The 13,899-nt window shown below is 70.6% G+C and carries 12 protein-coding genes; 4 read left to right on the forward strand and 8 right to left on the reverse strand.

Annotated elements, in window-relative coordinates:
• Positions 1 to 44: 44 nt before the first annotated feature.
• The 4 genes from D7Y15_RS11330 to D7Y15_RS11345 form a co-directional block, all read right to left on the reverse strand.
• Positions 45 to 2,309 (reverse strand): caspase family protein, encoded by a 2,265-nt coding sequence (locus D7Y15_RS11330; RefSeq protein ID WP_121752560.1) that lies wholly within the window; start codon positions 2,307 to 2,309, stop codon positions 45 to 47.
• The gene (locus D7Y15_RS11335) at positions 2,306 to 3,148 is read right to left on the reverse strand and encodes an ActD-like protein (RefSeq protein WP_120577934.1); all 843 of its coding nucleotides are present in this window, start codon (positions 3,146 to 3,148) and stop codon (positions 2,306 to 2,308) included. The genes D7Y15_RS11330 and D7Y15_RS11335 overlap by 4 nt, the downstream gene beginning before the upstream one ends.
• Positions 3,145 to 3,624: an RNA polymerase sigma factor gene (locus D7Y15_RS11340; RefSeq protein WP_121752561.1), complete on the reverse strand. Its 480-nt coding sequence runs from the start codon at positions 3,622 to 3,624 to the stop codon at positions 3,145 to 3,147. The genes D7Y15_RS11335 and D7Y15_RS11340 overlap by 4 nt, the downstream gene beginning before the upstream one ends.
• A 190-nt stretch (positions 3,625 to 3,814) precedes the next feature.
• Positions 3,815 to 4,342, reverse strand: coding sequence for a hypothetical protein (locus D7Y15_RS11345; protein WP_121752562.1), 528 nt, complete (start codon positions 4,340 to 4,342; stop codon positions 3,815 to 3,817).
• 309 nt (positions 4,343 to 4,651) lie between these two features.
• Here D7Y15_RS11345 and D7Y15_RS11350 point away from each other — a divergent pair, with 309 nt between their 5' ends.
• The 4 genes from D7Y15_RS11350 to D7Y15_RS11365 are packed head-to-tail and all read left to right on the forward strand — an operon-like array spanning position 4,652 to position 9,590.
• Positions 4,652 to 5,311: a B12-binding domain-containing protein gene (locus D7Y15_RS11350; protein WP_121752563.1), complete on the forward strand. Its 660-nt coding sequence runs from the start codon at positions 4,652 to 4,654 to the stop codon at positions 5,309 to 5,311.
• A 4-nt stretch (positions 5,312 to 5,315) separates the two neighbouring features.
• The gene (locus D7Y15_RS11355; protein ID WP_121752564.1) at positions 5,316 to 6,020 is read left to right on the forward strand and encodes a hypothetical protein; all 705 of its coding nucleotides are present in this window, start codon (positions 5,316 to 5,318) and stop codon (positions 6,018 to 6,020) included.
• Positions 6,017 to 8,065 carry a hybrid sensor histidine kinase/response regulator gene (locus D7Y15_RS11360; protein ID WP_120580993.1) on the forward strand — a complete coding sequence of 683 codons (2,049 nt, stop codon included), beginning with the start codon at positions 6,017 to 6,019 and terminating at the stop codon, positions 8,063 to 8,065. Before D7Y15_RS11355 ends, D7Y15_RS11360 begins: the two co-directional genes overlap by 4 nt.
• Complete coding sequence (locus tag D7Y15_RS11365) at positions 8,058 to 9,590, forward strand: response regulator (RefSeq protein WP_120580992.1); 1,533 nt, start codon at positions 8,058 to 8,060, stop codon at positions 9,588 to 9,590. Before D7Y15_RS11360 ends, D7Y15_RS11365 begins: the two co-directional genes overlap by 8 nt.
• 18 nt (positions 9,591 to 9,608) lie before the next feature.
• Here the strand turns inward: D7Y15_RS11365 and D7Y15_RS11370 are convergent, their stop codons facing one another.
• From D7Y15_RS11370 to D7Y15_RS11385, 4 genes are all read right to left on the reverse strand, one after another.
• Positions 9,609 to 9,974 (reverse strand): helix-turn-helix transcriptional regulator, encoded by a 366-nt coding sequence (locus D7Y15_RS11370; RefSeq protein ID WP_120580991.1) that lies wholly within the window; start codon positions 9,972 to 9,974, stop codon positions 9,609 to 9,611.
• 373 nt (positions 9,975 to 10,347) lie between these two features.
• Entirely contained in the window at positions 10,348 to 11,814 is a 1,467-nt protein-coding gene (locus D7Y15_RS11375) for a TolC family protein (RefSeq protein WP_121752565.1), read from the reverse strand.
• A complete protein-coding gene (locus D7Y15_RS11380; RefSeq protein ID WP_120580989.1) occupies positions 11,814 to 13,046 on the reverse strand; it encodes an ABC transporter permease in 1,233 nt (410 codons plus the stop codon). Before D7Y15_RS11380 ends, D7Y15_RS11375 begins: the two co-directional genes overlap by 1 nt.
• Complete coding sequence (locus tag D7Y15_RS11385; RefSeq protein WP_120596566.1) at positions 13,043 to 13,789, reverse strand: ABC transporter ATP-binding protein; 747 nt, start codon at positions 13,787 to 13,789, stop codon at positions 13,043 to 13,045. The genes D7Y15_RS11380 and D7Y15_RS11385 overlap by 4 nt, the downstream gene beginning before the upstream one ends.
• Positions 13,790 to 13,899: the final 110 nt, after the last annotated feature.

Below are 13,899 nucleotides of genomic sequence, written 5' to 3' on the forward strand. Positions count from 1 at the left end.
CACCGGGACCGCGTCCTGCGCGGCCCCGGCCGGATTCCAAAGCCTCAGAGCCGCACGCCCACCTGGAAGCCGGGCCAGCGCTGCATGCGCGTGTCCGCGTTGATGACGTGCGAGCGCACCGGCAGCGTGGTCAGCTTCGCGAACTCCGGCTCTCCCCAGGTGAACGCCACGTTGTAGGTAGGGCCCGCGAACACGGCCAGCCGGGGCATGACCTGGAAGCCCAGCATGGCGCGCGCCTGCGACAGCAGGCTGTTGGACGCGCTGGAGAACGGGTCTCGCGTGGACAGCACCTGACTGGCCGCGACGTCCACGTCCACCCAGAAGCGCGAGCCCAGCGGGATGTGCCCGCCCAGTCCCAGGCCCAGGCTGAAGCGCTGGAAGCGGTCATCCGGGCCAATGCCCGCGAGCAGCGTCGTGTAGAAGTGCTTGCCCCCGAACTTCAGCGCCAGGTTGGTGAGCTGCACGTCGCTGCCGAACACCTCCAGGTGCAGCTGGCCCTTCTTCTCGTAGGACACCAGGCCCACCGGCACGCCGTTCACCTCGTCGGAGACGTTGATCAGGCCCAGCTGCATGCCGTGCACCGTGTCCGCGACGTTGATCAACCCCAGCTGCATGCCGGACACGTCACCGCCCACGTTGATCAACCCCAGCTGCATGCCGGTGAGGGACGGCGCGTGGTTGAGCAGCACCGAGCCCTGGATGCCGCGCGCGGCCGTCGCCACGGAGTTGACGCCCAGCGTGAACTGCACGCCCTTCATCGTGCCGTTCGCGTGATTGACACCCAGTGACAGCTGCAGCCCGGTGGCGTCCGAGGTGGTGACGTTGGCACCCAGCGCCGCCTGCACACCGCCCAGCGCGCCGCGCGCGACGTTCGCGCCCAGGGCCAGCTGCCCGATGCCGTCCACGTCCCCGTTGGTCACGTTGAGCCCCAGCGACGCCTGGGCACCGCGCACCGCGCCGCCCGCCACGTTGGTGACCAGCGACAGCTGCCCGCCGTCCACGTCGCCGCCGGACGTGTTGAAGCCCAGCGCCATGGACAGGCCGGACACCTCCGCGTCGTACACGTTGCCCGCGAGCCCCAACGCCAGCCCGCCGCCCAGCGCCGCGCCGCCGTTGACGACGCCCAGCGCGAAGCGGTTCTCCACCTGCGCGCGGCCTGCTCGCAGCGTGTTGGTGCTCATGCTCGGCACGAGACTCAGGTTCACCGGAAGCATCGTGCGGCCCTGGGGGGACAGGGCCATGCCGCCGCCACCGCCGCGCATCACGGTGGCCTCGTGGCCCACGCCCAGGAAGTCGCCGGGGGACAGCGGCGTGCGCATGCCTTCTTTCAGCGTGAAGGCCGCTTCGGACACACCGCCGTCCCACTCGCGCCGGGCGCGGTAGGCGCCGGGGGCCAGGCCCAGCTCGGTGGCGCGGCCGGACTGCTTCTGCACCTCCACCACCAGCGTGCCCACCGCGTCGCGCACGTACAGGCGGCCCTCCAGCGGCTCGGTGAGGACCAGGCCCGCGGTGGTGGCGCGCAGGTCGGTCATCACCAGGTCGCCGGTGCCCGCCAGCTCGATGTCGTAGTTGGGGTGCTGCGCGCCGCCCTGCGTGCGCTCGGTGCGCGCGAGCGTTTCGTGGAAGGCGAACTGGTAGGCCTCCGTGAGGGTGACGCGGCCGTCGTGGGTGACGTCGGCGGCGCCGCGCAGGCCGGACAGCAGGTGGTGCGTGAAGAACGAACCGCCCAGCCGGTCCGACTCCTGCGACGCCTCGTCCGCGCTGGATGAGGTGAGGATGGCGTGGCCCTTCACCTGGATGGCGGAGTCCACCAGGAACGCGGGCCGCGAGACGCCGCCCTTCTTGCGCGCGAACGCGCCGGACGCGCACGAGTCCAGCACCGCGATTCTCACGTCCGCGGGCAGCCCCTCCAGAGAGCGGCGCAATTCGCCGTAGTCCAGGCGCTGGCCCTTGAGCAGCAGCCCTTCGTCATCCGAGTGGCCGGAGTAGTACAGCAGCACCTCCACGCGGCGGGCCCCGGCGGTGCGGACGCCTTCCGCCAGGCGGCGCACGCGGTCGAAGCCGGCGAGCACGCCCGCGCGGTCCACGTCCGTGAGGAGCACGCGGTCCTGGGGCAGCACGCCGCCCAGCTCCGACAGCACCGTGGAGAAGGCCTTCGCGTCGGTCTCCGCGTAGCGCAGCCGCACGCGCTCCGGGCCGCCGTCGTTGACGCCCACGAGCAGGGCCAGCCGGCGCACGGCCGTGGCTTCGGCGGCGTGGGCGGAGGTGGCCGCGCCCAGCGCGAACAGGAGGATGACGAGCGCTCTCATGGGGAGGGCTTCTCCAGCAGGAAGGAGGTCTGCCCCAGGCCCGTGGGCAGGGTCAGCGGCGCGGTGCGCGCCTCGGGGGATGCGGCGAGCACGCGCGCGGCGGCCATCACACCCTCCAGTTCGAAGGGGGTGTCCGAGGTGATGAGGAAGAACCGCTCGAAGCCGGGGGCGTCGTCCAGCTCGTAGGCGCGGGGCAGCAGGTGCGTGCCGCTGCGCTCCAGGGACGCGGACGTGTCTCCCAGCGCGGGCTGGTGCGAGGTGACGGTGCCCCGGCCGTCCACGGAGAGGATGACGCCCTGGGCGTGGCCGGCGGCGGTGTACGACAGCTGCACCACGTCACCGGCCTGGGCGGGGGCGCCGTCGGTGAGGTGCTCGGTGCGGGTGCCGACCTGGCGGTGCACGTCGAGCCGGGGCTGGAGTCCCTTGCTGCGCGTGGGCTCCAGGACGCCGGGAGTGCCGCCGGTGCCCGTCCACGGATTGTGCGCCTCCTGCTCCTGGGACGACGCCCCCGGCCGGACGAGGACGACGAGGGTCGCGGCGGCGAGCACCGGCACCAGGGCGGGCAGGAAGCGCCAGGAAGGGCGCGATGGCGAGGCCTCGGCGCGAGGCGCGGCGGGCGAGTCGGCGCGAGCGAAGCGGGCCTTCACCTCGCGGGCGACGCGGTCGGGGGGCAGGGCCTCCAGGGTGGCACGCGAGTCGGCCTCCAGGGCAGCGAGGCGCGCGGGGCCATCGGGTTCGCGGGACAGGCGGTCGCGGGCGGCGGCGAGCTCGTCCGGGGGCAGCTCCCCCAGGGCGATTCGCTCCAGCAGCCAGTCTGGGGTGCGGTGGGGGGACGTCATGCGGCCTCCAGCTCCTGCAGGACAGCGGACAGGGCCCGGAGGCGCTTGCGCACTCCGGACACGGACAGGCCCACTTCGCGGGCGGTCTCCTCCAGCGTCATGCCGTCCACCAGGTGGAGCACGGCGATGTCGCGGCTGGACGCGGGGACGCGGCCAAAGAGTCGGTCCAGCAGGCCCCGGGCGGCGGTGCGCGCCTCGGTGTCGCCGGACGCGGCGATTTTGAGCACCAGCTCATCGTCGCGGTCCTCGGGGCGCCGCTTGGAGCCGCGCAGGCGGTTGAGGCACACGCGGGTGGCAATCTGATGCAGCAGGCTGGAGGGCCCGGCGTCCTTCAGCGCGGCCTGGTAGCGCAGCAGTTGAACGAACACGTCATGCATGGCGTCCACGGCCTGTTCCTCCTCGCGCAGCAGGAAGCGGCAGCGCCGGAGCACCTGGGGGCCATAGCGTCGGTAATAGGCCTCCACATCGACGGACACCGCACGCGCCTCCCGGTTGGACCAGGGGAACACCGGTGCCCCGAAAACCTGTCACCGGCATTTTGACGAAAGCGGCGTGCCTACCCCGTTTCCCCCCACCCGGGCCACCCCGGGCCAGGAAAGGAAGCCAGCACGTCCGCCCGCCAGCTCCGACCTGGGCGAGCGGAGCACACCCGCCCACCCATGGCCCTCACTCTCCTGCGTCCCCCGGAAGCAAGCCCTGGCTCGGGGGCACGAGGACGGTCTGCACGCCACCATCTGGAAGCATCACGCCCCGCAGGTCGTCATCCGCGTCCACGCCGTCGACGACGCGCCGGAGGATGCGCCCGTCCGGGCGAAGGGCGTACTTCGCGCCGGAGTCGAGCGACGGAAACCTCCGTCCACATGCTGCGGGGTTCTCGTCCACGAAGACGAAGAGCAGGCCGTCCTGCCGGAGCACCCGGTACGTGTAGGACTCCGGCCGACTGTCACAGGACGTCGCCGCGCTCCCCATCGGGAACAGGTCCCGCGAGACAATCGACAATGCACGCAGGGTCTCGCCATCCAGCACGACCGGCACACCGGCCAGGATGACGCCCGCGTCGGCATTGGAGGAGACCGGGAAGCGGACGGTCCGGTCTTCAAGCACTGGCGCCGAAAGTGGCTCGGGCCTCCGGGCGCAGCCCAGCAGTCCCAGCACCAACGCAACAGTCTTCAGCGACATGATCCGACCTCGCATCCGGCCTTCCTACAGCGCATCCAGCCGCTAGGTGCGCGCATCAAGCCAGGTGCGGAGCCGAGCAGCCCACCAACAGGCCCAGACCGGCCACGAGGCTCCAACCAGACCAGCAAGAGCGGCCAAGCATGAATTCCAGCAAAGCGCGTTCAGGCCGCAAGACCCACTCGCGAGTCCGCTTGACCTGCAAGCAGAAAAGCGACCGTTCGATCCACAGGACAGGGGACTGTTCACTTACGGAAGAGGGAGAACGCTCCGGGGTTTAACGGAAGTTGGAACATCTCTACCCTGCCCCGTCCGCCTCCCGCTCCCGTGCTCCAATCGACCCCTGCCATCGACTCGCTGCGGGCGCGGTATCTGTCCGCGCAGCTCTCCGGAAACCGGCAAGAGGCCCTGCGCCTGCTCGTGGACGAGGGCCTGCTGTGCGGCGTGCCACTCCAGGAGCTCCACCTGGAGGTCATCCAGGCGGCCCAGTACGAAATCGGGCGGCTCTGGCAGGAGAACGTCATCTCCGTGGCCCAGGAACACCTGGCCACCGCCATCTCCCAGTACGTCCTGGCCCACCTGTACCGCCACCTGCCCCGCGACCCGTCCAACGACAAGGTCGTGTTGATGGCGTGCGTGGAGGGCGAACTGCACGAAGTGGGCGCGCGCATGGCCAGCGACTTCCTGGAGATGGCCGGCTTCAACGTGCGCTTCCTCGGCGCCAACGTGCCCGCGGATCACCTGGCCCGCATGGTGCGCGAGTCCCCGCCGGACCTCCTGGCCCTCTCCGTCTCCATGCCCTTCCACATGCCCCAGGTCCGCGAGGCCGTGCGCAAGGTGCGTGAAGTCTCCCCGTCCCTGCCCATCGCCGTGGGTGGGCTCGCCTTCGACTGGGGCCCCGTCCTCGAGGACGAACTGGCCGTGTCCTTCTTCGGCAAGAGCGTCCGCGAGCTCGTCGCCTCCGCCTGCCGCCTCCTGGGGGTCTGACGCCATGCCGCACGTGAGCCTCCAGGTGGAAGCGCGGACCGCGTTCCTCGCATCCAACTCTGTTCAGGCTTTGTACGAAGACCCGTTCTGGGCCGCGCGCTACGGCATCCAGCGCGCCCGCCGCTTCGGTGACGAGGACGCCGTCTTCCACGTGCGCTACCTCGTGCAGGCACTGGACGCTGCGCGCCCCGCCATCATCGAGGACTACGCGCGCTGGCTGCGCACCCTGCTCGTCACGCGCGGCATGTGCTCGCTGCACCTGGATCAGCACTTCGACGGGCTCGCCCACGCGCTCCAGGCGGAGGGCTTCGGCCCGGACTCCCTGCCCCACACCTACGTCCACTCCGCCCGACAGGCCCTGCGGTACAAAGACGGCCCCGCCCACGCCGTGGAGTCGGACGCCGCCGCCATCATCAGCGTGGTCGTCCGGCGCACGGAGGGCCCGCTTCCCTCCGGAAGCCGCCCCCGCCTGGAACAAGAGGTGCGGCTCCAGTTGTCCTATCTCTCGGATGCGCTCGCCCTGGGTCGTGCGGACCTGTGGAACGCCCATCTGCAGTGGTACGCGGGCTTCTGGCCCCAACGGGGACTGTCCCCCCTGACCCTTCCCCACCTCCTGGACGCCTTGGAGGCGGCCCTGGCGGACGGCCCCCCTGAAGCGCGGACGTTGCTCGCGCGGACGCCCGATTCGTGGGAGGAGACCCACTCATGATGAAGGAAGAGGACCGCGACTCCGGGATCTTCGAATCCCTCAGCCGCGAGCTGGCTCTGGCCTGTGATGCGCAAGGCACGATCGTCTGGCGCGACGAGCGCGCCGCGCGCCTCCTGGACGTCAAGCCCGGCCAGACGCTGCAGAGCCTGGCGAGCCACGGCAGCGAGAGCAAGGTCGAGAAGCTGCTCGTGCAGGCGCGCGACGAGGCCGTGGACAGCTGGGAGCTCATCCTCCAGAGCCACCACAAGCCCGCGACGTTCGCCTTCCGCGCCCGGCCGCACGAGGGCGGCATCGCGCTGGTGGGCAGCCTGGTGCCGGAGGACTACGGCACCGCGCTCACCCAGGTGAGCACCACGCTGGGCGAACTGTCCGCGCTCCACCGCGAGACGGAGCGCCAACAGCACGAGCTCAAGCGCCGCGCGGAGGAGCTGGCCCGCCTCAACCGCGAGCTGGAGGAATCCAACAAGGGCGTGCGCACCCTGCACGCAGCCCTGGATGAGAAGGCGGAGAGCCTCCAGCGCGCGTCCGAAATCAAGAGCCGCGTGGTGGCCAACGTGAGCCACGAGTTCCGCACGCCGCTGCACTCCATCCTCGGGCTGTCCAAGGTGCTGCTCAACCCGCTCAACGGCAGCCTCGCGCCGGAGCAGGAGAAGCAGGTCCAGTTCATCCGCGGCTCCGCGGAGGCGCTCTTCGAGCTGGTCAACGACCTGTTGGACCTGTCCAAGGTGGAGTCCGGCAAGACGACGCTGCGCCACACCCGCTTCGTCGCGTCCGACCTCATCAGCGCGATGCGCGGCATGACGCGTCCCCTGCTGGCGACGGACTCGACGGTGGCGCTCGACTTCGAGGAGTCGGCGGAGCCCCTGGAGCTGGAGACGGACGAGGCCAAGCTCAGCCAGGTGCTGCGCAACCTCATCTCCAACGCGCTCAAGTTCACCGAGTCCGGCGCCGTCACGGTGTCCGCGGCCCGGGGCCCGCGCGACACGGTGGTGTTCTCCGTGAAGGACACGGGCATCGGCATCGCGCCGGAGAACCACGACCGCGTCTTCGAGGAGTTCATCCAGGTGGACAGCCCCCTGCAGCGGCGCGTGAAGGGCACCGGCCTGGGCCTGCCCCTGGCGCGCAAGCTGACGGAGCTGTTGGGCGGCACGCTCACCGTGAAGAGCCAGCTGGGGGAAGGCGCCACCTTCCTCATCACCCTGCCGCGCGTCCACCCGGAGGTGTCGGAGATGACGGGGCTCACCCAGCGCAGCGAGACGCTGGACCCCTCGCGCGCCCCGGTGCTGGTGCTGGAGGACGACCGCCAGACGCTCTTCCTCTACGAGAAGTACCTGGCGCGCTCCGGCTTCCAGGTGCTGCCCGTGCGCAGCGTGGAGGAAGCGCGCAAGGCGATGCAGCGCGTGCGCCCCGCGGCCATGGTGCTGGACGTGATGCTGGAGGGCGAGACGAGCTGGAACTTCCTCGCGGAGATGAAGAACGGGGAGCAGACGCGCGACATCCCCGTCCTCGTCGTCACCGTGACGGACCGCGAGCAGAAGGCGCGCGCCCTGGGCGCGGACGAGTTCTGGCTCAAGCCCGTGGACGAGGTGCGCCTGCAGAAGAAGCTGACGGCGATGGCGCGCACCGGGCCGGTGGAGCGGGTGCTCATCATCGACGACGACGACGTGCACCGCTACCTGCTCAAGCAGCTGCTCAAGGACACGCAGTTCCAACTGCTGGAGGCCGCCAACGGCCGCGAAGGCGTGAGGATCGCCCGCGAGCACGCCCCGCACCTCATCTTCCTGGACTTCGTGCTGCCGGACATCACCGCCTTCGACGTGCTGGACGAACTGAAGGCGGACCCGCGCACGCGCGACATCCCCATCATCCTGCACACCTCCCACCAGTTGCAGGAGCCGGAGCGCCAGCGGCTGGCGCGCGAGACGTCCGCCATCCTGGCCAAGCACACGCTCAGCCGCGAGGTGGCCATCACCCGCATCCGCGACGCACTGTCCAAGGCGGGGCTGGGGAACCGGGAGCTGCGCGAGGGGAGCTCCCGTGGCTGAGGAGTCGCGTCTGGCAACGGTCCTCAACGTCAACGACGACGAGGCCAACCGCTACCTGGTCAACCGCATCCTGGAGATGTCCGGCTACCACGTGCTGGAGGCGGCCACCGGCATGGCGGCGCTCCTCATGGCGGAGGAGCACCGCCCGGACGTCATCGTCCTGGACGTGAAGCTGCCGGACATCAGCGGCTATGAGGTCTGCGCGCGGCTGAGGGCCAACTCGGCCACGGCCTCCATCGCGGTGATGCACACGTCCGCGACGTTCGTCACGCCGGACAAGAAGGTGCAGGGCCTGGAGGGCGGCGCGGACGCGTACCTCACCCAGCCCTACGAACCCTCGGAGCTCATCGCCACGGTGCGCTCGCTGTTGCGCCTGCGCCACGCGGAGCAGCAGGCCCGGCTGCGCACGGATCAGCTCATTGAAATGGACCGGCGCAAGGACGAGTTCCTGGCCATGCTGGCCCATGAGCTGCGCAACCCGCTGGCCGCCATCATGACGTCCATTGGCATCCTGGAGCGCAAGGGGCCCTCGGACACCAAGGAAGCGCGGATGCACGGCATCATCCAGCGCCAGACGCACCACCTGGCGCGGCTGGTGGATGACCTGCTGGACGTCAGCCGCATCACCCGGGGCAAGGTGGAGCTGCGGACGGAGCCGGTGAGCCTCACGGCGACCTTCCAGCAGGTGCTCGCCATCCTGCGCCCCCGCGTGGAGGCCCGCGGCCTGAAGCTGGAGGTCCACCTGCCGCGCGCGCCGCTGTGGCTGGAGGGCGACGCCACGCGCCTGGAGCAGGTCTTCACCAACCTGGTGGACAACGCGGCCAAGTACACGGACGAGGGCAGCGTCACCGTGGAGCTGTTCCAGGAGGGCGTGGACGGCGGCGCGCAGGCGGTGCTGCGGGTGAAGGACACCGGCATCGGCATCTCGCAGGAGAAGCTGCCCGCCATGTTCGAGCTGTTCGCCCAGGCGGACACGTCCCTGGAGCGCTCGCGCGGGGGCCTGGGCATTGGTCTCACCCTGGTGCGCACGCTGGTGCGGATGCACGGCGGCACCGTGGAGGCCACCAGCGGCGGCCCGGGCCGGGGCAGTGAGTTCGTGGTGCGGCTGCCCCTGCTCCCCGCGGACCGCGTCCCCCTGGCGGCCGGGACGAACCTCCTGGATGCACGGCGCGCGCGGCGCATCCTGCTGGTGGAGGACAACTCGGACGCGCGCCAGTCCATGCGCGACCTGCTGGAGCTGTGGGGTCACCAGGTGGCTGTGGCCCAGGACGGCGTGCGGGGCGTGGAGCTGGCCCTGGAGCACGCGCCGGACCTGGCGCTGGTGGACATTGGCCTGCCGGGGATGGACGGCTTCCAGGTGGCCCGGACGCTGCGCGCGCGCGTGGGGCAGGGGCTGCGGCTGGTGGCGCTCAGCGGCTACGGCGACCCGGAGGCCTACCAGCAGGCCCTGAAGGCCGGGTTCGACGTGCACCTCACCAAGCCGGTGCGGCCCGCGGACCTGGATCGCGTCCTGTCGAACCTCTGAAGCGGGAGTGGAGGGTGGCTACCGCCGCGTCAGCGCGTTGGCCACCAGGCCCAGCAGCTTCACCTGGCCGGGGTCCAACTGACGCACGCTGCGCAGCAGCCGGCGCACTTCCGGACGCTCCGGCGTGGGCGGAGGGGCCTCGCTGGCGCGCGACGGCGGAGCGCCCTGCGCCGCGAGTCCCAGCAGCTCGTCCGCGGAGACGTGCAGCTCGTGGCACAGCTTCAGCAGGGTCTGGACGCTGGGGAGCATGCCGCCGCGCTCAAGGCGGCCGTACACTTCCGTGGCCACGTCGATTCGCTCGGCGACGTCGGCCTGCGTAAGCTCCATGCGGCCCCGGGCGACCCGTGCCGATGCGCCGATGGTGGTTGCGAGTTTCTTGTCCATGCCTTCGCTTGCCGACCCGAAACGTTTGGCCGACGGCATAGGACGTATAGAGGCAGACAGACAGAACTTGCCGGGTCAGCCTCCCATTGTTCACCCATAGGGTCGCTGCGCGGGAGGTGGACTTTCGGAGTCCGGGCAACCCCGACACCCATGGCTCTTTTGAGACGGAGCGCCCTCTGGAAACAGCCTCCGCGAAGTGCATCTCCGCGCGTTTACGGGCTTGTCCGGAGGTGACCCAGGACGTTGGAGCCGCCGTTTCCTACGGTGCTGAAGCGTCCTGCCGCCACTGCCACCCTTCAGGGTTGGCTCATGTTTTCAGTGCCGCCCAGATACACGCCCCGCCGCCACCCGCTTCCGAGTGGCGTCGTGGCCGCTACCGCGACGCCAGGGTGGTCAACTCCACCGTGCCCAGGGCGCGCGCCAGCTCCGCGCGAGAGGTGGCCAGGTCGTACGTCGCCTGCACCTGCTGGGCGGCGGCGTTGGAGAAGGCCACCTGCGCGTCGCTCACCTCGATGATGTTGCCCACGCCCGCGCGGTAGCGCCCTTCGGCCAGCCGCAGCCGCTCGCGCGCGTTCACCTGGGCCTCGTCCGCGGCGGTGAGCGCCTCGCGCGTGGCCACCACGTTGAGCCGGGCCTGCTCCACCTGGAGCCGCACCTGCTGCCGGAGCGCGTCCTTCTGCGCCTGGAGGTCGCGCAGGTTGGCGTTGGCCTCGCGCGTCTGCGCGTTGACGAGCCCGCCCTGGAACAGCGCCCAGCTCAGCTGGACGCCGCCCTGCGCGCTCAGCGTGGCGCCGTTGAACGGGTTCGCCCCCACGTCGGACAGGTTGCCCGTGGCGCTCAAGGAGGGCAGGTGGCCGGCCTTCGTCACCTTCACCTGGGACTCCTGCGCGGAAATCTGCCGCTCGCGCGCGGCGACGTCGGGGCGGGCCTCCAGCGCGCGCGTCACCAGCGCGTCCAGCACCTCGTCCTCGCCCGCGATGGCCGCCACCGTCACGTCCTGCACGGTGTAGTCGGTGGACGTCTCCACGCCCATGGTCTGGTTGAGCTGCGCCTTCGCGGTGGCATAGGCGTTCTGCGCGCGGATGAGCGCCACCTGCGCGTTGGCCTTCGCGGTGCGCTGCTGGAGCAGGTCAATCTCCGGCCGAGAGCCCACCTGCACGGACGCGTTCACCTGGTTGAGCCGGGCCTCCTCGCTCTGGAGCGTCTCGCGCGCCACGCCCAGCAGGGCCTTCTGCGTGAGGACGTTGAAGTACGCCGTTCGCACATTCCGCAGCGCGTCCTGGAGCACCTGCTCCTGCGAGTTCTCCTGCGCGCCCGCCGACTCCTTCGACGCGTTGTAGCGGCCAGACGTCTTGCCGAAGTCGTAGATGAGCTGGTTGGCGGCGATGCTGCCGCTGAAGCGCCGCGTGGAGTTGGACACCACGCCGGTGTCGCTGCCCGGCACGTTCTGGATGACGGCCCGGTTGCTGGTGCCCAGCGTGTAGCCAGCGTTGGCGCTCACCTGCGGCAGGAAGCTGGAGAAGGACTGGTCCACCCGGGCGTACGCCGCGTCGGTGCTCGCCTGCGCCGAGCGCAGCGACGGCTGGTACTGGCGCGCCGCGGCCTCCGCGTCCGCCAGGGTGATGACGCGCCCCTCGGCGGCGGACATCGTCAGGGACTGCTGCACGGCCGGAGGCGTCACGGGCGTTGCCGGAGCCGGGGCCTGCGGCGTGGCGGCCGGGGCCGTCGCCGGAGCCTGGGCGGCCGGGGCCTGCGTCCGCGGGGCGGCGGGCTGGGCCGTCTGGGCCCCCGCGACCACGGGCAGGACGCACAACGAAAGCGTCAACGGAAGCGCGCGCATCACTCGTACCTCAGTGCATCGATGGGATCCAACAGGCTCGCCTTGCGCGCCGGATACAGACCGAAGACGACCCCAACCAGGCCGCTGAACACGATGGCCAGCAGCGCGACGTCAGGACGGACCAGCATGGGCCAGCCGAACTGCGCGGCGAGCAGCTTCGCCACGCCCAGGCCCACGGCCGCGCCGATGATGCCGCCCAGCACCGCCAGCGTCAGCGCCTCGATGAGGAACTGCGCCAGGATGTCTCGCGGCCGGGCGCCCACCGCCACGCGCACGCCAATCTCGCGCGTCCGCTCGGTGACGCTCACCAGCATGATGTTCATGATGCCGATACCGCCCACCACCAGCGACACCGCCGCGATGGCCGCGAGCAGCAGGCTCAACGTCTCCGTGCTCTGCTGCTGGCCGCTGGCCACCTCCGCCAGGTTGCGCACGTCGAAGTCGTTGGCGTCGTCCTCGCCCAGCCGGTGACGCTCGCGCAGCAGGTTCGTCACGTCCGTCTGGGCCTTGGCCGTGAGGTCCGCGCTGGCCGCCTGTACGAACACCGCGCCGGTGATGTACGCGCCCAGGCTCTGCGCCTGCACCTGCCGCTTGAACGTGGTGGCCGGCACGAACACCGTGTTGTCGAAGTCCTGGCCCACGGGCGACTGGCCCTTGGGCGCCGTCACGCCCATCACGGTGAAGGGCGTCTTGTTGATGCGGATGACCTGCCCCACGGGGTTGAAGCCCTTGCCGTAGAGGTTGTCCACCACCGTCTGGCCCAGCACCGCCACCTTCGCGCCGGCCTCGTTGTCCGCGTCCGTGAAGTGCGCGCCCTTCGCCATGGTCCAGCTGCGCACGGAGAAGTAGTCCGTCGTGGTGCCGATGATGCTGGTGTTCCAGTTCTGGTCCTCGCTGAACACCTGCGCGTTGGAGCGCATCTCCGGCGCGGCGCCGCGCACGCTGGCCACCTGCGTGCGCACGGCCTCCAGGTCGTCCCAGGTGATGGTGGGCTGGCTGCCGAAGCCGCCTCGCGCGCCACCGGACTTGGACGAGCCCGGCAGGATGATGAGCAGGTTGGTGCCCATGGAGTCGAAGACCTTCTGCACGCTGGCCTTCGCGCCGTCGCCAATGGCCACCATGGCGATGACCGCGCCCACGCCGATGATGATGCCCAGCGCGGTGAGCACCGAGCGCGTCTTCGAGCGCAACAGCGCACGCAGCGCCAGGACGAGTGTTTCCATGATGTTCATGTCCCCACCTCCTCGGCGGGCACCACCGCCGGGTTCGGCGTCTGGCGTCTGTCGTTCACGATGCGCCCGTCCTTCACCACCACGATGCGCTGGGTGTACTCGGCCACGTCCGGCTCGTGCGTCACCAGCACCAGCGTCATGCCTTCCTTCTGCAGCTGCTGGAACAGCGCCATCACCTCCACCGTGGTGCGCGAGTCCAGGTTGCCCGTGGGCTCGTCCGCCAGGATGACGCGAGGCCGTCCCACCAGCGCCCGAGCGATGGCCACGCGCTGCTGCTGACCGCCGGAGAGCTGCTTCGGGTGGTGGTCCAGCCGGGCCCCCAGCCCCACGCGCTCCAGCGCTTCCTTCGCCCGCGCACGCCGCTCCTTCGAGGGCACGCCCGCGTAGAGCATGGGCAGCTCCACGTTCTCCAGCGCGGTGGTGCGCGCCAGCAGGTTGAAGCTCTGGAAGACGAAGCCCAGGGTGCGGTTGCGCACGCGCGCCAGGCCGTCGCGGTCCAGGCGGGCCACCTCGCGGCCGTTGAGCAGGTACTCACCGGAGGTGGGCCGGTCCAGGCAGCCCAGGATGTTCATCAGCGTGGACTTGCCCGAACCGGAGGAGCCCATGATGGAGACGAACTCCCCGGGCTCCACCGTGAAGTCCACGCCACGCAGGGCCCGCACCTCCACGTCGCCAGACTTGTACACCTTCGCCACTTTGTTGAGCTGGATGACGGGGGGTGCCCGCTTCGTGTCCGCGTCCATCTGTCTGCCTCTGTCCCTTCCCCTGCCCGCAGTTCCTGTGAGGGTGTCTGTGATTGGAACGGCCGCGCGCGCCTAGAATCCGCCCCGGCGCCCGCCGCCCATGCCCCGGC

The organism is Corallococcus sp. AB030 (assembly GCF_003668965.1).
GTDB lineage: Bacteria > Myxococcota > Myxococcia > Myxococcales > Myxococcaceae > Corallococcus > Corallococcus exiguus.